The 21,777-nt window shown below is 39.6% G+C and carries 16 protein-coding genes, 1 tRNA gene, 2 other RNA genes and 7 pseudogenes; 13 read left to right on the top strand and 13 right to left on the bottom strand.

Annotation, left to right across the window (positions count from 1 at the left end; genetic code table 11):
- Positions 1-22 precede the first annotated feature (22 nt).
- From E3U36_RS03665 to dagF, 3 pseudogenes are all read left to right on the top strand, one after another.
- Positions 23-1,161: pseudogene (locus E3U36_RS03665) on the top strand (amidohydrolase/deacetylase family metallohydrolase).
- Positions 1,145-2,248: pseudogene (locus tag E3U36_RS03660) on the top strand (DgaE family pyridoxal phosphate-dependent ammonia lyase). Before E3U36_RS03665 ends, E3U36_RS03660 begins: the two co-directional pseudogenes overlap by 17 nt.
- Positions 2,248-2,991, top strand: a pseudogene (gene dagF, locus E3U36_RS03655) (2-dehydro-3-deoxy-phosphogluconate aldolase). The pseudogenes E3U36_RS03660 and dagF overlap by 1 nt, the downstream one beginning before the upstream one ends.
- 102 nt (positions 2,992-3,093) lie before the next feature.
- Here dagF and rnpB read toward each other — a convergent pair.
- Together rnpB and rsmI are read right to left on the bottom strand one after the other, a co-directional pair.
- Positions 3,094-3,467: RNase P RNA component class A (rnpB, locus tag E3U36_RS03650), an RNA gene on the bottom strand.
- Positions 3,468-3,534: 67 nt separating this feature from the next.
- Positions 3,535-4,431 carry a 16S rRNA (cytidine(1402)-2'-O)-methyltransferase gene (gene rsmI / locus E3U36_RS03645; RefSeq protein ID WP_439647289.1) on the bottom strand — a complete coding sequence of 299 codons (897 nt, stop codon included), beginning with the start codon at positions 4,429-4,431 and terminating at the stop codon, positions 3,535-3,537.
- Positions 4,432-4,490: 59 nt separating this feature from the next.
- Here rsmI and E3U36_RS12480 point away from each other — a divergent pair, with 59 nt between their 5' ends.
- The 7 genes from E3U36_RS12480 (at position 4,491) to E3U36_RS03620 (ending at position 8,503) form a co-directional block, all read left to right on the top strand.
- The gene (locus E3U36_RS12480; RefSeq protein ID WP_238337502.1) at positions 4,491-4,715 is read left to right on the top strand and encodes a hypothetical protein; all 225 of its coding nucleotides are present in this window, start codon (positions 4,491-4,493) and stop codon (positions 4,713-4,715) included.
- Positions 4,694-5,023: a penicillin-binding protein activator gene (locus E3U36_RS12475; RefSeq protein WP_369412964.1), complete on the top strand. Its 330-nt coding sequence runs from the start codon at positions 4,694-4,696 to the stop codon at positions 5,021-5,023. Before E3U36_RS12480 ends, E3U36_RS12475 begins: the two co-directional genes overlap by 22 nt.
- Positions 5,014-5,988, top strand: coding sequence for a penicillin-binding protein activator (locus tag E3U36_RS12470; protein ID WP_439647276.1), 975 nt, complete (start codon positions 5,014-5,016; stop codon positions 5,986-5,988). Before E3U36_RS12475 ends, E3U36_RS12470 begins: the two co-directional genes overlap by 10 nt.
- Before the next feature lie 297 nt (positions 5,989-6,285).
- Positions 6,286-6,666 (top strand): YraN family protein, encoded by a 381-nt coding sequence (locus E3U36_RS03635; protein WP_032115682.1) that lies wholly within the window; start codon positions 6,286-6,288, stop codon positions 6,664-6,666.
- Between the two features lie 22 nt (positions 6,667-6,688).
- Positions 6,689-7,279 carry a DnaA initiator-associating protein DiaA gene (gene diaA, locus E3U36_RS03630; RefSeq protein ID WP_180817138.1) on the top strand — a complete coding sequence of 197 codons (591 nt, stop codon included), beginning with the start codon at positions 6,689-6,691 and terminating at the stop codon, positions 7,277-7,279.
- Between the two features lie 19 nt (positions 7,280-7,298).
- Positions 7,299-7,874: a division/outer membrane stress-associated lipid-binding lipoprotein gene (dolP, locus tag E3U36_RS03625; protein WP_180817137.1), complete on the top strand. Its 576-nt coding sequence runs from the start codon at positions 7,299-7,301 to the stop codon at positions 7,872-7,874.
- A gap of 437 nt (positions 7,875-8,311) precedes the next feature.
- A complete protein-coding gene (locus E3U36_RS03620; protein ID WP_180817136.1) occupies positions 8,312-8,503 on the top strand; it encodes a hypothetical protein in 192 nt (63 codons plus the stop codon).
- Between the two features lie 45 nt (positions 8,504-8,548).
- Here the strand turns inward: E3U36_RS03620 and E3U36_RS03615 are convergent, their stop codons facing one another.
- Positions 8,549-9,472 carry an IS5 family transposase gene (locus E3U36_RS03615; protein ID WP_180817135.1) on the bottom strand — a complete coding sequence of 308 codons (924 nt, stop codon included), beginning with the start codon at positions 9,470-9,472 and terminating at the stop codon, positions 8,549-8,551.
- Here E3U36_RS03615 and E3U36_RS03610 point away from each other — a divergent pair.
- Entirely contained in the window at positions 9,466-9,639 is a 174-nt protein-coding gene (locus E3U36_RS03610; RefSeq protein WP_180817134.1) for a hypothetical protein, read from the top strand. The genes E3U36_RS03615 and E3U36_RS03610 overlap by 7 nt on opposite strands.
- 383 nt (positions 9,640-10,022) lie before the next feature.
- Here the strand turns inward: E3U36_RS03610 and E3U36_RS03605 are convergent, their stop codons facing one another.
- A complete protein-coding gene (locus E3U36_RS03605) occupies positions 10,023-10,946 on the bottom strand; it encodes an IS5 family transposase (RefSeq protein WP_180817133.1) in 924 nt (307 codons plus the stop codon).
- A gap of 1,403 nt (positions 10,947-12,349) precedes the next feature.
- Here E3U36_RS03605 and E3U36_RS03600 point away from each other — a divergent pair.
- Positions 12,350-13,273, top strand: a pseudogene (locus E3U36_RS03600) (IS5 family transposase).
- 361 nt (positions 13,274-13,634) lie between these two features.
- Positions 13,635-14,432 (top strand): 2,3-diphosphoglycerate-dependent phosphoglycerate mutase, encoded by a 798-nt coding sequence (gene gpmA, locus E3U36_RS03595; protein ID WP_180817132.1) that lies wholly within the window; start codon positions 13,635-13,637, stop codon positions 14,430-14,432.
- Between the two features lie 7 nt (positions 14,433-14,439).
- Here gpmA and aroG read toward each other — a convergent pair.
- The 9 genes and pseudogenes from aroG to tolB form a co-directional block, all read right to left on the bottom strand.
- A pseudogene (gene aroG / locus E3U36_RS03590) lies at positions 14,440-15,517 on the bottom strand (3-deoxy-7-phosphoheptulonate synthase AroG).
- A 147-nt stretch (positions 15,518-15,664) separates the two neighbouring features.
- Positions 15,665-16,517, bottom strand: a pseudogene (locus E3U36_RS03585) (IS5 family transposase).
- A 188-nt stretch (positions 16,518-16,705) separates the two neighbouring features.
- Positions 16,706-17,425 (bottom strand): nicotinamide riboside transporter PnuC, encoded by a 720-nt coding sequence (pnuC, locus tag E3U36_RS03580; RefSeq protein WP_180817131.1) that lies wholly within the window; start codon positions 17,423-17,425, stop codon positions 16,706-16,708.
- A 31-nt stretch (positions 17,426-17,456) separates the two neighbouring features.
- A pseudogene (gene nadA / locus E3U36_RS03575) lies at positions 17,457-18,496 on the bottom strand (quinolinate synthase NadA).
- Positions 18,497-18,772: 276 nt separating this feature from the next.
- A non-coding RNA gene (locus E3U36_RS03570) (RtT sRNA) lies at positions 18,773-18,900 on the bottom strand.
- Positions 18,901-18,941: 41 nt separating this feature from the next.
- Positions 18,942-19,017: transfer RNA gene (locus E3U36_RS03565), tRNA-Lys, on the bottom strand.
- Between the two features lie 145 nt (positions 19,018-19,162).
- The gene (gene ybgF, locus E3U36_RS03560) at positions 19,163-19,924 is read right to left on the bottom strand and encodes a tol-pal system protein YbgF (protein ID WP_180817130.1); all 762 of its coding nucleotides are present in this window, start codon (positions 19,922-19,924) and stop codon (positions 19,163-19,165) included.
- 9 nt (positions 19,925-19,933) lie between these two features.
- Positions 19,934-20,431, bottom strand: a complete 498-nt coding sequence (gene pal / locus E3U36_RS03555) for a peptidoglycan-associated lipoprotein Pal (RefSeq protein ID WP_180817129.1) — start codon at positions 20,429-20,431, stop codon at positions 19,934-19,936.
- Between the two features lie 45 nt (positions 20,432-20,476).
- Positions 20,477-21,769, bottom strand: coding sequence for a Tol-Pal system beta propeller repeat protein TolB (gene tolB / locus E3U36_RS03550; protein WP_180817128.1), 1,293 nt, complete (start codon positions 21,767-21,769; stop codon positions 20,477-20,479).
- Positions 21,770-21,777 lie beyond the last annotated feature (8 nt).

The following is a 21,777-nucleotide window of genomic DNA, read 5'->3' as shown; positions in this document are numbered from 1 at the left end:
CAAGAAAATAAAGAAGGCTATTATGAACGATCTCATTATCAAACAAGGGAAACTTATCAACGGCCAGATCGTTGATATCTTAGTACGTGATAGCAAAATTGTTGCCATTGGCCCAGATGCGGCCAAAGAACAACAAGCAACTAAAACGATTGCCTAAAATGCCAACTTTACATTAGTGCTGGTTGGATCGATGCCCATACCCATTGCTATCCAGAATCGCCTCTTTACTTCGATGAACCTGAACTAGCCGGCGCATCTTGCGGGGTTACCACACTAGTAGATGCTGGCAGTGTTGGGGCTGAGGATATTGATCACTTTTTTGCCATTACACGTAAAGTCAAAACCAATGTTTATTCACTGCTTAATATTGCTAAAACAGGTATTATTGCCCAAAATGAATTAGCCGACATGCAGCAAATTGACGAAGCTAGTTTACAAAAAGCTATCGCTGATCATCCAGAGTTTGTTGTTGGAATAAAAGCACGCATGAGTAAAAGCGTGGTTGGTGAAAATGGTATAACCCCGCTTGTCAAAGCAAAAGAAATGCAGAAAAAAAGTGGGCTACCCTTAATGGTACATATTGGTAACAATCCCCCTAATCTTGATGATATTGCAGATTTGTTAACCAAGGGCGACATCATTACCCACTGTTTTAATGGTAAGCCTAATCGCATTCTGGACGATAACGGCAATTTAAAACCATCGATTCAACGAGCTCTTGCTCGTGGGGTGATCCTGGATGTGGGGCACGGTGGTGAAAGTTTCAGCTTTAAAGTCGCGGAACAAGCTATGCGTATTGGTACTTATCCCGATATCATCAGTTCCGATATCTACCATAAAAACCGTATCAATGGCCCAGTTTATAGCCTGGCTTTCGTGATGACCAAATTTCTTTGTATGGGATTCTCAATACAACAAATAATAGATTGTGTCACTAAAAAAGCTGCCGACCTACTGCATTGAAAAGGTAAAGGCTATCTGGATGTCGGTATGGACACAGACTTCACTATCTTTGATCTCAAAGAAGAGCGTACTGAACTCTCTGATGCAGAAGGTGAAGTACGCTTTGGTAGCCATAAGTGTGTGCCTGTTGTTGCCATTGTTGGCGGCAAAGCAATTGTTTCCACAGAAAGTGAGTCTGAATATGCAAGCGATTTATGAAACATATCAACTCAAAAATGTAATTAATGCCTCCGGGCGCATGACAATGCTGGGCGTTTCAACGCCTAAAGCTGAAGTTACAGAGCGTGTCGGCTATGGACTTAATTATTACTTTGAAATTAAAGATCTGGTAAATAAAACCGGCCAGTATATTGCCAAGCTACTGAAGGTAGAAAATGCAGTGGTTGTTTCTTGCGCATCAGCCGGCATTGCGCAATCCGTCGCTGCTGTGATAGTAAAAGACAATGCTGATTTACTTTATAACCTTCACACTTCACCTCAACCTGTAGCCCGTGAAATTGTCATGCCAAAAGGACATAACGTTAATTTTGGTGCACCAGTTTACACCATGGTTACACTTGGTGGCGGTGAAATCGTCGAAGCCGGTTATGCTAATGAGTGTAGTGCAGCCAAAATTACTGACCAAACCGCAGCTATTCTTTATGTTAAATCGCATCACTGCGTACAAAAAAGTATGCTAACGGTAAAAGAAGCGGCACAGGTTGCTAAAAAACATCAAATCCCTTTAATAGTCGATGCAGCTGCAGAAGAAGATTTAGTGACTTATTATCAAGATGGCGCTGATCTAGTGATCTACAGTGGCGCGAAAGCGATTGAAGGCCCAACTAGCGGACTAGTTATTGGCAAACATCAATACGTTGAATGGGTTAAACAACAAAGTAGCGGCATTGGTCGTGCGATGAAAGTCGGTAAAGAGGGTATTTTAGGTCTAACATTAGCGATTGAACTCTACCTAACTGCCAAAAAAGAGACCGGCACACAAATGGTTGAGAGGATGTCTTAGTTTATCGATGATCTTAACAAAATCAAAGGCGTCAAAGCCCAAATCGTTTGGGATGCCGCTGGCCGTGATATTGCTCGGGCAGAAATCAGCTTCGATCAGAAAGCCATTGGTAAAACTACTTATGCCATGATGGCAGAATTGAAACAGGGCGATACCGCTATCTATTTTCGCGAATATAAAGCCAACGAAGGAAAAGTTGAAGCTGATATCCGCAGTGTTACTAACGAACAACTGAAAACAATTGTATCACGCATACGCCAAGTTGTTACTGGAGTCAAATAATGGAAAAACAATTAACCCCTAATTTCTATCATGATCGTGTTTGTCTGAATGTTCTGGCAGGCTCTCACCAAAATGCTAAAGAGATTTATCAAGCCGCTGAAACTTATGTCGTGGTTGGCGTGCTGTCAAAAAACTATGCTGACTTAAATAGTGCTATTGACGATATGGCTAAATATGCTGATGAAATTGATAATGCACTGTCTGTCGGTTTAGGTACAGGCGATCCTAATCAATCTAATATGGTTTCGCAGATTGCTAAAGTCATTCAGCCGCAACATGTAAACCAGGTATTTACTGGTGCCGCAACCAGTCGTGCATTATTAGGGCAAGATCAGACTATTGTTAATGCGCTTATTTCGCCAACTGGTGAAGTGGTTAAAGTAAAAATTTCTACCGGGCCGCTAAGTTCAAATTATCCAGACGCCATTGTTCCTGTTGAAACGGCAAGTGCAATGTTAAAAGATATGGGCGCAAGGTCTGTAAAATTTTTTAATATGGAAGGGTTAAAATATCGCGAATAATATCAAGTTGTTGCAGAAGATTGTGCTAGCTTTGATTTTTATCTTGAACCAACTGGCGGTATCGACTTAAACAATTACACCGAAATTCTCAAAATTGCATTAAATGCTGGTGTAAAGAAAATTATTCCTCATATTTATAGCTCTATCATCGATAAAGCAACCGGTAATACCAGTCCTGATGACGTTAAAAAATCACGTGAAATGACTAAGCAATGTTTATAGACGCTATTGATAATAAATAATCGGTTTATCAATTTTATTGCACTCTAAGTAGCCTAAAAGTAAAACCCCATTGTAATTTTACTCACAATGGGGTTTTTAATGTGTTAGAGTCAGCCGATAAGCCGGGTTCTGTCGTGGACAACCATTCATCTAGGCCAGCACTTGCGCACTGACTCAAGCAGCCTACCCGGGTTCGATGCGGGCCGCATGTAGTGAACCCCTATTTGGCCTTGCTCCGGGTGGAGTTTACCGTGCCACAAACTGTTGCCAGTTGCGCGGTGCGCTCTTACCGCACCCTTTCACCCTTACCTGTGCTTAATAGCCATCGGCGGTTTGCTCTCTGTTGCACTAGTCGTAGGCTTTCGCCTCCCAGACGTTATCTGGCACCCTGCCCTATGGAGCCCGGACTTTCCTCCCCTTTATTAACAATTACCTAGGGTAATCAACAATAAAGCAGCGGTTGTCTGGCTAACTCTAACGCCGAATTATAGGGATTTAACATGAATTTGTATAGTTATTTATCACAACTGGCCAACAGATAATCTACTTGATTGCACTATCAGCACTAACTTGCTGTTCAAGACTATATTTATATAGTGCATTCTTCTTTAAACCATAAATTTCTGCCGTAATAGCCGCCGCCTTCTTTAACGGCAATGATTGCTGTAGTAACGCTAACGTTTTTTTCACCTCTGAGGAAATAACCACTTCACCCTCCTGTGGTGTTCTATATCCCTGAACCACCAATACCATTTCGCCACGAGAACGATTTTCATCAACTTTTACCCAATCAAGTAGTTCTCCAACCGGCAAACCATGAATAGATTCCCAGGTTTTTGTTAATTCGCGAGCTAAGACAACATAACGCTCAGCGCCCCAAATAGCGACCATATCTGCTAATGTGTCTAACAAACGATGTGGTGATTCATAAAAAATAAGTGTTCTCGACTCCTCCGTTAACGCTTGCAATACCTCTTGTCGACTCTTGCGTTTTGCTGGCAAAAAACCCTCATAACAACAGCGATCTGAGGCGATACCGGCAGCGGAAAGGGCCGTAATTGCTGCGCATGGCCCTGGCAAAGGAACTACCAGAATACCTGCTTGGCGACAAGATTTTACCAAATGATAACCAGGATCATTAATTAGCGGTGTGCCTGCATCAGAAACTAACGCTATACTTAGTCCCTGTTTTAATTGAGGAATTAATTGATCTGTTTTCTGTTGTTCATTATGATCATGTAAGGAAATCATGCGGGTATTGATAGCAAAGTGCTGCAATAATAAACCCGTACGCCGGGTATCTTCCGCTGCAATAAGATCTACCTGCTTAAGGATCTGCAATGCACGCAGAGTGATATCATCCAAATTACCAATAGGAGTTGGTACAATATATAGTGTTGATACCATCTCTACCTCTATATCTTGATTAGGTTCATTTATTGTTTATTCCGAATAACCAATTAAAATTGAGCAATAATAATTACATCACTGGACAAAGTATGCGTTCTTCAATTTTTTTTAAAAAAGGCTTGATATGTATAGCGATACTATCCTCTCTTTTGTTAGTAGGATGTCATTCCTCACTAGATCAAAGTAAACAAACTGCCGATGCAACCATACAAGCAAGCTCTGAAATCAGCCATTATCAATCAATTATTGATGCCGCTAATGGTACACCATCTGCTGAAGCTTTGGCGCCTATATCGAGCAAGAACCCCTATTAAAAGATAAGGTTAATCACCAGAAAAATATTGATTATTTTTGGCAAATGTTAATCAGTTTGCCTGCTGAACAAGTTCAAAAATTAGCTGTTAGGGCAGATGAAAATGTTTTACAAGGTTGGATTGATCTGCTTGATTTATACCATAATAACTACCAAGATCCGGCGGCATTACAAAATGCATTTAAATTGACTGGAAAATACGCTATCCAGCCAATCCGGGTGTTAAAACTTCCCCAACAGCACTCATACAAATCATTCATCAATCTTCAATCAGTAGCAACCCTAAAATTGGTCTATTCTTGCCTTTAAGTAATAACGGTAAAATATTTGCTGAAGCGATTTTACAAGGTTTCCTTGATGCCCAAAAAGGTTTACCCATCGATCCGACAACCGCAACCAGCTCATCCGAGCAAAATAGCCTAAATAGTGATCCCGTTCAAAGTATTATTGATTCAATTACTAGCAGTAGCAATAATGTCACGCAGGAAAACAATCCACAAACCCCATCGCTTGTTATTGACAATGCACCTATTAATAATCAACAGGTTAAAGTATACGATACCAATACTAAGTCAATTGAGTCACTCTTGCAACAAGCTGAACAGGACGGCATTACCTTAGTCGTCGGGCCACTTTTAAAACCGGATGTACTTAAAGCCATTCAAATAAATACTCCATTAAATCTTTTGACATTACATGAATTAGATAATGATAAAATGCCGCTTAAAAATAATGTCTGTTACTTTTCGCTGTCGCCTGAAGATGAAGCGGTTAATGCGGCTCGCCATATAGCAAAAGAGGGCAAACAAGTACCCTTGATCCTGATCCCTTCTTCTCCTTTTGAGGAACGTATCGCAAATATATTTGCACAAGAGTGGCAAAAATTGAAACAAACCCCAGTACGTAAACAAAGTTTTGGTAATATTGATAGCCTAAAAGCTAGAACTGCTCAAAGTACTGGAATACAGATGATAGGCACGCCAATAGTAATTGCCGAACAACAAAATACCAACGATACGGCAGAGGCGATTGATGCGGTGTATATTGTCGCCACAAGTGATGAATTGTCATTGATTAAACCGATGATAGATATCGCAACCGACAGTCGCACATGTCCAACGCTTTATGCCAGTTCTCGTAGTCATCAAACAGATTTAAGCACCGATTATTATCTGGAAATGGAAGGCTTACAATTTAGTGAAATCCCTTTACTGGCCGGCGCTAATTCCACTTTACTAACTCAAGCTAATCAACGACTCTCTGCTGATTACTAGCTAATTCGTCTTTACGCTATGGGAATTGATGCCTGGTTATTAGCCAATTATTTCAATCAATTACAACAACATGAGATAGAACTAAATGGAGCCACAGCAAACTAAGTGTAAATAGTAACAATTGCGTAATTTTTCGTACCCTACCGTGGTTGAAATTTAAACAAGGCAAAGTTCAATTGATTTAATAAATTGTAAGTTAAAAGTAAAATTTATCAGCCAATAGATAAAAATAGAGTAAAATAGTGACTAAAGTGTCATTTTAACGACACCATCAGCTTATAGATAAGTATATCCGCTATGCTAAAATCGCCAAATTTATCTTGGATACAAGGACGTCACTTCGAATATAAAGCCAAACAATTCTTACAACAACAAGGACTGCAATTTATTAGCCGCAATGTGAGTTTCCCGGTTGGAGAAATTGATTTAGTTATGAAAGATCAAAACACTTGGGTGTTTGTTGAAGTACGCTTTCGCCGCCATGATAACTTCGGTAATGCATTGATGTCAGTAACTTTAAACAAACGAAAAAAATTACTTGCAGCCGCAAAATTATGGCTGCTTAAACAAAATGAAAACATAGAAACCGCTTTATGTCGTTTTGATATTTGTGCTACTACCGGCAATCAATTTGAATGGTTACCAAATGCCTTTAGTGACTATGATGCCATCCACTAATTATATGTAAGTAGGTCTTAACGTGTTGGAGAAAATTAAAGCCTGTTTTACCGAAAGTATTCAAACACAAATTGCCGCTGCTGAAGCATTACCCGATGCTATTTCTCGTGCAGCGATTATGATCGTTCACGACTTGCTAAATGGTAATAAAATCTTATGTTGCGGCAGTGGCGGATCAGCAGTTATTGCACAACGCTTTGCGACCAGTATGATCAATCAATTTGAAGCGGAACGTCCGAGTCTGCCCGCTTTATGTCTTAACACAGACAATGCGATTATAATCTCGATCGCTAATGGCCAAAAACCCGAAGAGGTATATGCAAAACAAGTGCATGCATTAGGCCAATCTGGTGACGTACTTCTTACAATTGCCACCAAAGGCAATAGTCGTTTTGTGATAAAAGCGGTTGAAGATTCACTCGCTCGTGATATGACGATTGTGGCCTTAACCGGCCATGATGGCGGAGAATTAGCCGGTTTATTAGGCACACAGGATGTAGAAATTCGAATACCTTCGCAAAGAAGCATCAGAATTCAAGAAGTTCACCTATTAACAGTTAACTGTTTATGTGATCTAATCGATAATACACTTTTTCCGCATCAAGATGACTAAGGAGTAATAAGGAGTAATAATGAGACTATTTCCTCTAATTACCATAATATGCAGTACCCTTTTATTACAAGGATGCATTGGGGCTGCTGTAATAGGCTCAGCGGCGGTCGCCACAAAAAGTGCGACGGATCCAAGAAGTGTCGGTCGCCAGGTCGATGATGGAATATTAGAAGCCCGCGTTAGTGCTGCTATTAGCAAAGATCAAGAAATTACCCGCAATGCACGTGTTATTACTACAGCTTATGAAGGTAAGATACTGCTTACCGGCCAAGCGCACGATATTGCATTAGCTGAAAGAGCAAAACAGATAGCAACCAAAGTAGAAGGTGTTGAAGCAGTTTATAATGAGATCCGTCAGGCAACACCGGTTGATCTTGGTACGGCTTCTAAAGATACCTGGATAACCACCAAAATAAAATCACAAATTCTTACCAGTGATTCGGTTAAATCATCAACCGTCAAAGTTATTACCGAAGGTGGAGAGGTATTTTTACTTGGTATTCTAACTCAACAGGAAGGAGCTGCTGCAGCGCAAATTGCCAGTGAGACAGATGGCGTTAAACGCGTAACTACCGCATTTAACTACCTTAATTAATATTTTCTCATTCAATATAAAAAGTAATTATCTTTCTAATTTGTTACCCGGCAGCCACAAGGCCGGGTAGCTAATTTTAGGGTACGCACTTTAGCTGCTATATTTCACGACGCTCAATAACCTTTGCTATCTTTAACGAAAATAAAATATTTTTAGTACTATTTTCTAAAATAGCCCAATCCTAAAAAACCTACATCAACCAATTAAGCAACTTTCTTCGAGATTTAATCGCTTGTGTTATTACCTGAAGTTAATATATTGACAAAAACAATTACTTTACATCCAAATAATAATTCCATTAAATAATATTTGTTAACTTAATAATATTAAATCGCTATTTGCTGAAAATATAACCTGTTATACAACAATCGATTATTAATCACAAAAGTATCTGAAAAATTTATTTCTCTTTTGCAACTAAATAATAGTGAATAAACATGGAGAAAAATATGCAATCATCGTCATTATTGAAAGGAAAGCCGACCATTAAAATAGTTGATAACCGAGGTTTAACCGTAAGAGAAATCGATTATCATCGCCATCCAGATAGCCCCAATATCACTAATGAACGCATTACCCGTCATCAATATAATGCGCATGGTTTATTAATAAAAAGTAGGCTTTGTTGAATAAATCAGAATTAGCCGACAGGATGGCTCCCTCTGCTACAGCTGTTATCCGATCCTGACGCTGTGTGGCATACCCAACAACGTCATACGGTTCAGCGCTTTGACCATCGCCATTGCTTCACCTACCTGAGCCTCATAGTCACGCAGCCTCAGATGGCCACCCAGCAAAGTTTTTATGCGGAACATCGCTGTTTCTGCCACTGAACGCCGGTGATAACCCACTTTCTTTTTCCACATATCATTACTCCTGCTCAGACGATGATTCGCCACCGTATGGTTACGTTCATGGTACTTGTCCGGCCAGTATTTCGCTCCGCTTCGCGGCGGGATAAGGGGCCTGATTTTCTTTCTTAGCAACGCATCGTGGCAGTAACAGGCGTCATAAGCACCGTCTGCTGACACTTCCCTGATTTTCCGGTGGGTTTGGTTAATCAGGCCCGGCAGTGCCTGCGCATCTGTCGTTCCGCTGAGCGATAAGTCGGCACAGATAATCTCATGAGTCACACTGTCTGCTGCCAGATGAAGCTTGCGCCACACTCTTCGTCTGTCAGCCCCATGCTGCCTGACTTTCCATTCACCTTCGCCAAAGACCTTCAGACCGGTACTGTCGATGACCAGATGCGAGATTTCACCACGCGTTGGCGTTTTTATGCTGATGTTGACGCTCTTTGCTTGTCTGCTGACCAGCGAGTAGTCCGGACAGCACAGCGGCAAAGACATGAGTTTAAAAATCGAATCAACGAAGCCCTGTAATGCCCGTAGCGACAGGTTAAACACACGCTTCATCATCAGGACAGTGGTAACAGCCATATCGCTGTAGTAAAGCGGCCGGCCACGACCTTCAGGCGAAGAACTGTCAGTCCATCCAACGATGGCCGACTCATCAAGCCAGACCGTCAGGAAACCGCGTTGTCTGAGTGCCTTGTTGTACGCGGGCCAGTTGGTAATTTTAAACTTTTGCTTTGACATGGGGACCTGATGTTGAAACGAATTTAGCGATCAGCTCCGCCAATCACCTAAAAGTTCGATTTATTCAACAAAGCCATAAAGTAACAAAGTATTCACCAACTGTCCATAAGAGCTTATATTTAACCTTAAGAAAGTCGCATTTTTTGATAAAGATTTTTAAAAATTAAAAATAAATGATAGTTTTAATTTGTTTTTAGCAACGATGTTAATTTTTTTATACATATAATTAATCAACTGAAACGTTACTATTTACCTTTAATTAAATTATTAATCAATATAAATGAATTAATATTCAATCTAACAGTTAAGAACATAACAATTTTATTATAAATAACATTAATGGTTTTCAGTGAAAACGATTGATAGAGTTGATATTAAAAATATCCTTAATTTTTCAAAATATCTAAAATAATTAAAAAAATTTAATTAATACAGTTTCTTTGATATCAATATGTTGATTGAATAAATAGTTAGAATATTTAGTAGTATTATTCGGCTTTGTTGAATAAATCAGAATTAGCCGACAGGATGGCTCCCTCTGCTACAGCTGTTATCCGATCCTGACGCTGTGTGGCATACCCAACAACGTCATACGGTTCAGCGCTTTGACCATCGCCATTACTTCACCTACCTGAGCCTCATAGTCACGCAGCCTCAGATGGCCACCCAGCAAAGTTTTTATGCGGAACATCGCTGTTTCTGCCACTGAACGCCGGTGATAACCCACTTTCTTTTTCCACATATCATTACTCCTGCTCAGACGCTGATTCGCCACCGCATGGTTACGTTCATGGTACTTGTCCGGCCAGTATTTCGCTCCGCTTCGCGGCGGGATAAGGGGCCTGATTTTCTTTCTTAGCAACGCGTCGTGGCAGTAACAGGCGTCATAAGCACCGTCTGCTGACACTTCCCTGATTTTCCGGTGGGTTTGGTTAATCAGGCCCGGCAGTGCCTGCGCATCTGTCGTTCCGCTGAGCGATAAGTCGGCACAGATAATCTCATGAGTCACACTGTCTGCTGCCAGATGAAGCTTGCTCCACACTCTTCGTCTGTCAGCCCCATGCTGCCTGACTTTCCTTTCACCTTCGCCAAAGACCTTCAGACCGGTACTGTCGATGACCAGATGCGAGATTTCACCACGCGTTGGCGTTTTTATGCTGATGTTGACGCTCTTTGCTCGTCTGCTGACCAGCGAGTAGTCCGGACAGCACAGCGGCAAAGACATGAGTTTAAAAATCGAATCAACGAAGCCCTGTAATGCCCGGAGCGACAGGTTAAACACACGCTTCATCATCAGGACAGTGGTAACAGCCATATCGCTGTAGTAAAGCGGCCGGCCACGACCTTCAGGCGAAGAACTGTCAGTCCATCCAGCGATGGCCGACTCATCAAGCCAGACCGTCAGGGAACCGCGTTGTCTGAGTGCCTTGTTGTACGCGGGCCAGTTGGTAATTTTAAACTTTTGCTTTGACATGGGGACCTGATGTTGAAACGAATTTAGCGATCAGATCCGCCAATCACCTAAAAGTTCGATTTATTCAACAAAGCCGGTTTCTTATTAAAGAAATTGTTTTTTATCTATGATGACAAAATATTAAGTTATAATAATTATTACTTTTCGTTAAAATAAAATTATTTGGTAAAATAAGTAAAATAAGTAAAATAAGTAAAATAAGTAAAATAAGTAAAATAAGTAAAATAAGTAAAATAAGTAAAATAAGTAAAATAAGTAAAATAAGTAAAATAAGTAAAATAAGTAAAATAAGTAAAATATATGTTAATTATTTATATAATTAATTAATAAAAAAGATGAACGTAAATAAATCAATTATTTAATTTGGTGGTTTATATATAAATATAGAGGTAAATAAATTATTAATAATAGATTCCAGGAATAATATATAACTATTTTTAAATTATGTGGGTATATTTATATTTGTAACAATAGATAAAAAAATGGAGCCATTTGGCTCCAATTTTCCTTTTATAAGAGAAACTTCTCCGTTAGTTTCAGGCACAAAATAGAATAAAGCAATTAGTATAATAAGAAATACCAATTGATATGTTATATTTCCATATATTAAGTATGTTTCCAAATCAATTAAATCGAATATTCGTTTAACAATTATCAAGGTTTAGAGTGTAAATCTTTATATTCAATATCTGCTAGCTGTAGAGAATATTCAAAGTCAATTTGTTATTAAGTTGTTTTTATTTGTTTGTATTTATAATGAGTTATTTTGCAATATCATTTAATTTTATTTTCTATATTAGTTTTAAAGCACATAATATGTAATTTTATAATCTCTGTATAGTTAAACTATAATTAAATATGTATCTAAATGTTTTCATTTTTTATATCTCATTGATTTTTATTAATTTAATTCATTGGAGAAAACGATCATAAGTTGATAATTGATAGCCAATATCTATTAATGTTTGATTTATGATCGGTTGAAACGATTTGCTGTTTTAATATTTATATATATCATTTCACTCACTACAAGCTTAACTTATAGAATTTATTCTTTTTTTTGTTTTAGTTCATACTTTAATCTAATCATCTATATGATGAGAATACTTGTTGTTGGAACTTTTAAATAATTTGTATTTGAATGTAATTTAACCACTGTCATATTATTTATAAATATAGTTTATCTATGGCTAATAGTTATTCGATATTTTACTTTATTAAAAGTGAACATTTTTACTTAACTTTATTATTAATACAATGTTAAGGATTCACTTTTATATGTCGAAACGATTATCTTTTTTTATTAAAAAACTAGTACTACTTTTTTCGGCTTTGTTGAATAAATCGAACTTTTAGGTGATTGGCGGAGCTGATCGCTAAATTCGTTTCAACATCAGGTCCCCATGTCAAAGCAAAAGTTTAAAATTACCAACTGGCCCGCGTACAACAAGGCACTCAGACAACGCGGTTCCCTGACGGTCTGGCTTGATGAGTCGGCCATCGCTGGATGGACTGACAGTTCTTCGCCTGAAGGTCGTGGCCGGCCGCTTTACTACAGCGATATGGCTGTTACCACTGTCCTGATGATGAAGCGTGTGTTTAACCTGTCGCTCCGGGCATTACAGGGCTTCGTTGATTCGATTTTTAAACTCATGTCTTAGCCGCTGTGCTGTCCGGACTACTCGCTGGTCAGCAGACGAGCAAAGAGCGTCAACATCAGCATAAAAACGCCAACGCGTGGTGAAATCTCGCATCTGGTCATCGACAGTACCGGTCTGAAGGTCTTTGGCGAAGGTGAATGGAAAGTCAGGCAGCATGGGGCTGACAGACGAAGAGTGTGGCGCAAGCTTCATCTGGCAGCAGACAGTGTGACTCATGAGATTATCTGTGCCGACTTATCGCTCAGCGGAACGACAGATGCGCAGGCACTGCCGGGCCTGATTAACCAAACCCACCGGAAAATCAGGGAAGTGTCAGCAGACGGTGCTTATGACGCCTGTTACTGCCACGATGCGTTGCTAAGAAAGAAAATCAGGCCCCTTATCCCGCCGCGAAGCGGAGCGAAATACTAGCCGGACAAGTACCATGAACGTAACCATGCGGTGGCGAATCAGCGTCTGAGCAGGAGTAATGATATGTGGAAAAAGAAAGTGGGTTATCACCGGCGTTCAGTGGCAGAAACAGCGATGTTCCGCATAAAAACTTTGCTGGGTGGCCATCTGAGGCTGCGTGACTATGAGGCTCAGGTAGGTGAAGCAATGGCGATGGTCAAAGCGCTGAACCGTATGACGTTGTTGGGTATGCCACACAGCGTCAGGATCGGATAACAGCTGTAGCAGAGGGAGCCATCCTGGCGGCTAATTCTGATTTATTCAACAAAGCCTAAGAAACCTTAATATCAAGACAATTCTATTATTTACCTATGTAATTAGCATTCATTCTTTAATTTCAAAATTATCCAGCTAATATTAGTTGAATATCAAGATACTTAAATAATGTTTATTTATATAATAGCAAAATAGGCTATTTTGCGGTGTTAAGCCGCTAATCTAATGACAGACAGGTTAAATCAGTATAGATCTTACCCAGCAATTTAAAAACTACCATCAGTTGTATTGGTATTCAGTTGCACGGATAATATAATAATTCAGATCGATTTTAATGAATGTACTAATAGGAGTTTAAACTATGGCAGTAACTAAGCTGGTTCTAGTAAGACACGGCGAAAGCGAATGGAATAAAGAAAACCGATTCACTGGTTGGACTGATGTTGAACTTTCCGATAAGGGCCGCGAAGAAGCAACAGATGCAGGCCAGCTATTAAAAAAAGAAGGTTTTGTTTTTGATTATGCTTATACATCCGTTTTAAAACGCGCTATTCACACCTTGTGGAATATTCTAGACCAAATAGATCAACAATGGCTAACCGTCGAAAAAAATTGGCGGCTCAATGAACGTCATTATGGTGCTCTGCAAGGTTTAGATAAAGCAGAAACTGCAGCAAAATATGGTGACGATCAAGTTAAACTATGGCGCCGTGGTTTTGAAATTACACCACCAGAATTAACCAAAGATGACCCTCGTTACCCCGGTAATGATCCTCGTTATGCAAATTTGAACCCTTCAGAGCTCCCTGTCACTGAAAGTCTCTCTACCACAATTGAACGTGTTGTCCCCTATTGGGAAGAGGTGATTAAACCAAGAGTTGCTAAAGGTGAAAAAGTCATCATTGCTGCTCACGGTAACTCATTACGAGCATTAGTCAAACATCTGGACAAGATGAGTGCAGACGAGATCCTTGAACTTAATATTCCAACCGCCGTTCCATTGGTCTATGAATTTGATGAAAATATGCAACCGATTAAGCATTACTATCTTGGTGATCAAGCTGAAATAGCCGCTAAAGCAGCCGCGGTTGCTAATCAATGTCAACGAAATAATCAAATTAAACTTTATAAGTATAAGGCCACTTTGTGGCCTTATTAAGCATTAATTAGTTGCTCTTTTCACGACGGATCCGAACCGCGTCTGCTAAATGATATAATAATTTTTCACTATCTTGCCAACCAATACAAGCGTCTGTCACACTTTTGCCATACGCTAGCGGTTTATCGGTAGTTATATCTTGATTTCCTCTAAAAGATGACTTTCAATCATCACTCCAATGATTGCTTTTTCACCTTGAAGTATTTGATTAGCAACATTTTCAGCCACTTCAAGCTGCTTTTTATATTGCTTACAACAATTTGCATGACTAAAATCAATCATAATTTGGGCTGATAAGCCTGATTTTTGCAAATTATCTTTAACGTCTTGTATATCTGATTCACTATAGTTAGGCTTTTTACCGCCGCGCAAAATAATATGGCAATCGTCATTACCGGTAGTATTTACAATTGCTGAATGCCCCATTTGCCCCATTTGCCCCATTTGGTAACCGATAAAAAACAGTGAGCAGCTTTAGCAGCATTAATTGCATCAATAGCCACTTTTATTGTTCCGTCGGTACCATTTTTAAAACCTACCGGGCAAGAAAGACCAGATGCTAATTCACGATGTACCTGAGATTCAGTAGTACGTGCACCAATTGCTCCCCAACTAGTAAGATCTGCAACATATTGCGGAGTGATCATATCAAGAAATTCACCGGCAGTTGGTAAAGCTAAATCATTAATAGTTACCAATAAATTACGTGCAATACGCAATCCTTGATTAATATCAAAACTGTTATCCATAAAAGGATCATTAATTAAACCTTTCCAGCCAACAGTAGTACGCGGTTTTTCAAAATAAACACGCATGACAATTTCTAACTCATTCTTCAATTCATCATGAATTTTTTTTAGTTTTTGGGCATATTCAATGGCTGCTTTATGGTCATGAATTGAACATGGGCCAATAACGACCAAAAGTCTATCATCCTTACCAGTTAGAATTTGATGTATTGATTCACGAGCTGTTTGAACTGTCAAAGCGGCTTTATCTGTTGCCGGAAATTTTTCTAATAAGGCAACTGGAGGTAATAACTCTTTAATCTGTTTAATTCTGATGTCATCATTCTTATAAGTCATCTTTTCTACTCAATGTATAGCTCTTTAGCCAGTATATTCTCTAAAAATAAAAGATGAACTCAATTTAACCTCTAGTGATAAAAGTGTAAATGGCTTTGTTGAATAAATCAGAATTAGCCGCCAGGATGGCTCCCTCTGCTACAGCTGTTATCCGATCCTGACGCTGTGTGGCATACCCAACAACGTCATACGGTTCAGCGCTTTGACCATCGCCATTGCTTCACCTACCTGAGCCTCATAGTCACGCAGCCTCAGATGGCCACCCAGCAAAGTTTTTATGCGGAACATCGCTGTTTCTGCCACTGAACGCCCGTGATAACCCACTTTCTTTTTCCACATATCATCACTCCTGCTCAGACGCTGATTCGCCACCGCATGGTTACGTTCATGGTACTTGTCCGGCCAGTATTTCGCTCCGCTTCGCGGCGGGATAAGGCCTGATTTTCCAGTGGGTTTGGTTAATCAGGCCCGGCAGTGCCTGCGCATCTGTCGTTCCGCTGAGCGATAAGTCGGCACAGATAATCTCATGAGTCACACTGTCTGCTGCCAGATGAAGCTTGCGCCACACTCTTCGTCTGTCAGCCCCATGCTGCCTGACTTTCCATTCACCTTCGCCAAAGACCTTCAGACCGGTACTGTCGATGACCAGATGCGAGATTTCACCACGCGTTGGCGTTTTTATGCTGATGTTGACGCTCTTTGCTCGTCTGCTGACCAGCGAGTAGTCCGGACAGCACAGCGGCAAAGACATGAGTTTAAAAATCGAATCAACGAAGCCCTGTAATGCCCGGAGCGACAGGTTAAACACACGCTTCATCATCAGGACAGTGGTAACAGCCATATCGCTGTAGTAAAGCGGCCGGCCACGACCTTCAGGCGAAGAACTGTCAGTCCATCCAGCGATGGCCGACTCATCAAGCCAGACCGTCAGGGAACCGCGTTGTCTGAGTGCCTTGTTGTACGCTGGCCAGTTGGTAATTTTAAACTTTTGCTTTGCCATGGGGACCTGATGTTGAAAAGAATTTAGCGATCAGCTCCGCCAATCACCTAAAAGTTCGATTTATTCAACAAAGCCAGTGTAAATATGTACTCATACTTATATTATAAATATTTAATGGCAATATATAATATGATATAAAAATTGTTAATATTTTTAAAATCATACTGTTACACCAATGTAAATAACTATTAACCTGCTAAAAATATTGAACCATTTTCTTTAGCTGACCGAGCCCAAAGGCGAAAACCATTGATTGAAATACCAAGTAGCATCAAATATTCAAATGACATTGCTAAAACACCTTGTAAGTAGAAAATAACAACACTAATAACATTGATAATAATCCACAGTAACCAGCTTTCAGCATACTTTCGTGTCATTAATATCATCGACATACTTGATAATACCATCATGGTTGAATCCCAAAAAGGGAATGCATTGGGTTCTATTTGTACAGGTTCAAGATAAAAACCTAATAAATGAGCAATGTCCCAAGTGACGTGGGCAAGAAAAATAAACACTTTATCAATGTTAAAACTTAATAGCAGCGTTAAAATAATGGCGATAAATAGAGTTACCACTACTTTAGAAAAACTCATCCAGCGGATCTTAAGACTTGCTTCATGATAAGCATCTACTCGACTCCAAGCGTACCAACCATAGGTATTCGCTGCGAAAAAGAAAATTTGTAACAACAAGCTTGCATACAATTGTATTTGAAAAAAGATAACCGCAAATAATGTAACGTTTATTAGACCAAAAAGATAATTGATAATTTTTTCCTGACTGGCAAGCCAGATACATAAAAATCCAGCTACTGTTGCCACGGCTTCAATATAAGATAAATTATAACCATTGCTGCCAAGAGCAATATGTACCATAGTATTACTAGTATTGAAAAAGTCCATTCCTATTACCCTATTAACACTTATAATTCAGCTACTTAATGTTAGCAGCAAACGACAACATCCGCTCTAAAGGCTTTAATGCTCTCTCTCTTAATTCATCATTAATCGATATTTCATGTAATTTACCCTCTTTTTTTAGTCCTTGTTCTATAGTTTTTAAGCTATTCATTGCCATCCAAGGACAATGTGCACAAGTCCGGCAGGACGCACCTTCACCTGCCATTGGTGCAATATAAAATGATTTCTCTGGACATGCTTGCTGCATTTTATAAAAAATACTTTTATCCGTTGCCACAATTATTTGCTGATTAGGCAAGTTTTGTGCAGCTTGAATCAATTGACCGGTTGAGCCAACTGCATCCGCTAAATCAACAACCGCTGCAGGGGATTCTGGATGCGCTAATATTGCCGCATTAGGATACAACATTTTCATTTTCTGCAAGGCTTGAATTTTTAATTCATCATGTACAATACAAGCAGCTTGCCAGCAAAGCATATCTGCCCCGGTTTTTCTTTGTACATAATTACCTAAATGACGATCCGGCGCCCAGATAATTTTTTGCCATTGACTATCTAAATAGTCAATTAATTCAACTGCAATACTGGAAGTTACAACCCAGTCAGCTCTAGCCTTAACCGCCGCATAAGTATTGGCATAAACAACCACCGTTCGCTCTGGGTGTTGATCACAAAATTCAGCAAAAGGCTTTGCAGGACAACCTAAGTCTAATGAGCACTCCGCTTTCAATGTAGGCATTAATATTGTCTTTTCAGGATTTAAGATCTTAGCCGTTTCACCCATAAATCTAACGCCAGCGACAATTAAAGTCGATGCAGAATGTCGTGAGCCAAAACGTGCCATTTCCAGTGAATCTGCTACACACCCACCAGTTTCTTCGGCCAGAGCTTGAACATCAGGATCGGTATAATAATGCGCGACTATAACCGCATTTCTTTTTTCCAACAATAGCTTAATAGACCGTTTACAATGTTTTTTTCATTATCCGTCAAAGGCACTGATTTAACAGGAAATGAGTAGCTAGCTAAATTGAAATCGATAAAATTAGGCATTTTGCACTCTTATGTTTAGTATTTAATGTTTTAAATGATATTTTTTAGCAAAACAACTATGTATTTGCTAATTTTGTTTCGCATACTAAACAAGATAATCAATATTTAAAATTTTGTCGCTTAATTTTTACTATCAAATTGTTCTCAATAACCTATTTTTCCATTTGGTTGTAATAAAGAAGAATACTATTTTTCATCTATATTCTGTATGTACAGTAAAATAAGACAGATAACATGAAATTAGCTTTTGACAGAAATAGTCCAAATATCTTTCGATGGTGGGTCGTACAGAATAACTCGGCCTACGGCCTCGCCATGTGGGTCGTTGTACTTAGCACAACGCTGTCTCGCTTCGCTCGGCTCGAACCTACACAGCTTCTCATCCTGTACTCACAGTGCTATATGTTATTTCTGTTTCTTTGGAAAGTAACAAGATATTGTTAGATGGTGGGTCGTACAGGATTCGAACCTGTGACCAATTGATTAAAAGTCAACTGCTCTACCGACTGAGCTAACGACCCATCTGAAGTTACCTGAGGTGATGGCGGAGTATATTACTTATTTTTGCTAAGGGTGCAATGTTTTTTTTACCGAAAGCATTTAAATGTTTATTAATCATACAATTATCCCCGAAATAGATAGTAATAAATACTTCGTGGTTATTCATTAGAGTGACGCTAATTTCTTTTCTGCCAATTTCGCGCTAGGGCTACTAGGATACGCTTTAATCACCTGTTGATAAACAACACGTGCTGTATCATTTTGCCCTTTTTCTTGCATCAGTAACCCTACTTTATAAAGGGATTCTGCCCCTTTGGCTGAATTAGGGTAATTTTTAACAACGGTAGCAAAATAAAAAACCGCATCATCTTTGTTTCCCTGATTATAATTTAATTGTCCAAGCCAATAATTCGCATTAGGCTGATAATTAGATTTAGGGTCAGTTTTGATAAAATGCTGAAAAGAACTAATTGCCTGTGCAATCTGCTGTTTAGATTTGCTCTTTATTGCAAGCGCAACGGCTTCATCATACTCAGCTTTTTCATTTGCTGGTTTAGCAGTGACAACAGCATTATTACTATTACTACTGTCTGTACTTGCCTTGACTTTATTTGCACCAGTCGTCAATGCATCCAACTGCGTATAGAGATCTTTTTGCCGCTCAATAACTTGACTTAATTGATATTGGTTTTCCTGAATTTGACCACGCAATGTATCAATGTCACGCTGAGCATCAGATAACTGCTGCTGAATTTGATATAATAACTGCCCTTGAGAATTGACCGCTGTCTCAATTTGCATTAGACGATCACTTGTAGAGCCTGAGCCGACATTAATGATTGGCGCTTGGGCGGTAGCGACTACTGGAGCCGCTACGCCAACCAAGAACGACAGACTCAAATAAAGATGTCTGAAGTTACTGTTCATATAATACTCTTAATACACAAGTATCGCACGACGGTTTTTGGCATATGCCGATTCGTCATTACCTTGTATAGCCGTTTTTTCCTTACCATAAGATACGATAGCAATTTGCTCACCGTTTACGCCTTTACTCTGCAAATATATTTTCACAGCATTAGCACGGCGCTCACCAAGTGCAATATTATACTCTGGTGTACCCTTTTCATCGGTATGCCCTTCCACAGTAATCTTCACTGAAGGGTTACCGCGTAGGAATGTTGCATGTTGATCTAACAGCTGTGCATATTCTGGGGTAACATCATACTTATCAAAACCAAAGTAAACAATGTTGTTACTTTGCAATTCTTGCATTTGCTGACTAGCAAGTTGCTCAGCTCTCAAGCTAGAATTGCTATATGCTACATTGTTTTCAGCACCCGTTTTGTCATTGCCCTTTTTTGAGCTACATGCTGCAACAGCTATCATAGGTAACACTAACATTAGCCCTTTAAGCACTGTATTCAATTGCATCTTGTTCGATCCTTTAATTATTATTGCCATACTGATTATTATGCATCACAAATACGGCGACCAGGCAGGAAATTTAACCTTTCCATTAGTCTCCGGCAAACGCGCTTTGAAACGCCCATCCGTTGACACCAAGTGTAATACAGTACCTAACCCTTGTGAGGCACTATAAATTACCATAGTACCATTAAGTGCGATACTCGGCGTTTCATCTAGAAACGTATCCGTCAAATATTCAACGTTACCCGTTGCCAGATCCTGTTTAGCAATGTGCTGTTTACCATTACTAGAGTTGACCATTACCATAAATTTACCATCAGGGCTGACGCTTGGATCCTGGTTTTGGTTGCCTTCCCAAGTAATACGCTCTGGCACACCACCATGAATATTTAGTTTGTATATTTGTGGACGCCCGGCTTGATCAGAAGTATAAATCAGTGTTTGGCTGTCTGGCATCCAACTAGGTTCAGTATTGTTACTACGACCATCTGTTATTTGGCGAGTTTGACCACTGGCCAAGTCCATTACATAAAGATTTAAACTTCCGCTCTTTGACAGGGCAAAAGCAAGCTTACTTCCATCGGGGGAAAAGGTAGGAGCACCATTATGACGCGGGAAAGCAGCAATCTGGCGGACTTCGCCTGTCGCTAACGTTTGCATAACTAATGCTGAACTACCACTTTCAAAGGTTACATAAGCTAATTTTTCACCATTAGCCGACCAAGCTGGCGACATCAGCGGTTCAGGCGAGCGGTGGACAGTGAATTGATTATAACCATCATAATCTGATACCCTTAATTCATAAGGAAACTTTCCACCATTAGTTTTAACCACGTAAGCGATACGTGTACGAAATGCACCTCGAATACCGGTTAATTTGGCAAAGACTTCATCACTAATAGTATGTGCCGCATAGCGTAGCCATGTGGATGCCACTTTTAATTGGTTTTGCGTCAATACTGCGCCAGGAGAATTCACCACATCAACCAGTTGATAACTAATAATGTACTGACCATCAGCAGCCGGTTGTAACTGACCAACAACAACTGCATTAATACCTAATGCCGTCCAAACATTCGGTGTGACTTCCGATGCGGTAGTTGGTTGTTGAGGCATATGACTGGGATCAATAGGATTAAATTTACCGCTATTGCGTAAATCTGCAGCAACAATTTGTCCTACATCATCTGGTAAAGTACCAGTTCCAGTCCATTTAAAAGGCACAATAGCAATAGGCTGTGCAGTATTGATACCTCGGGTAATTTCAATCCGAATTTCTGCCTGAGCAGATACCGCCCATAATATTAGAAAGCCTAACAATAATTTAAATGCCTGCTTCATTTTTTCTC

This window comes from Arsenophonus endosymbiont of Aphis craccivora, assembly GCF_013460135.1.
GTDB classification, from domain to species: domain Bacteria; phylum Pseudomonadota; class Gammaproteobacteria; order Enterobacterales; family Enterobacteriaceae; genus Arsenophonus; species Arsenophonus nilaparvatae.
This window is presented reverse-complemented; position numbering and strand designations above follow the sequence as displayed.

What these genes read in the sequence shown, in the direction of transcription:
- E3U36_RS12480 (WP_238337502.1), top strand. Translation starts at nt 4,491, where the DNA reads ATGCGTTCTTCAATTTTTTTTAAAAAAGGCTTGATATGTATAGCGATA.
- E3U36_RS03635 (WP_032115682.1), top strand. Translation starts at nt 6,286, where the DNA reads ATGCTAAAATCGCCAAATTTATCTTGGATACAAGGACGTCACTTCGAA.
- ybgF (WP_180817130.1), bottom strand. Translation starts at nt 19,924, where the DNA reads ATGAACAGTAACTTCAGACATCTTTATTTGAGTCTGTCGTTCTTGGTT.
- E3U36_RS03605 (WP_180817133.1), bottom strand. Translation starts at nt 10,946, where the DNA reads ATGTCAAAGCAAAAGTTTAAAATTACCAACTGGCCCGCGTACAACAAG.
- E3U36_RS03620 (WP_180817136.1), top strand. Translation starts at nt 8,312, where the DNA reads ATGGAGAAAAATATGCAATCATCGTCATTATTGAAAGGAAAGCCGACC.
- tolB (WP_180817128.1), bottom strand. Translation starts at nt 21,769, where the DNA reads ATGAAGCAGGCATTTAAATTATTGTTAGGCTTTCTAATATTATGGGCG.
- E3U36_RS03615 (WP_180817135.1), bottom strand. Translation starts at nt 9,472, where the DNA reads ATGTCAAAGCAAAAGTTTAAAATTACCAACTGGCCCGCGTACAACAAG.
- pnuC (WP_180817131.1), bottom strand. Translation starts at nt 17,425, where the DNA reads ATGGACTTTTTCAATACTAGTAATACTATGGTACATATTGCTCTTGGC.
- gpmA (WP_180817132.1), top strand. Translation starts at nt 13,635, where the DNA reads ATGGCAGTAACTAAGCTGGTTCTAGTAAGACACGGCGAAAGCGAATGG.
- dolP (WP_180817137.1), top strand. Translation starts at nt 7,299, where the DNA reads ATGAGACTATTTCCTCTAATTACCATAATATGCAGTACCCTTTTATTA.
- pal (WP_180817129.1), bottom strand. Translation starts at nt 20,431, where the DNA reads ATGCAATTGAATACAGTGCTTAAAGGGCTAATGTTAGTGTTACCTATG.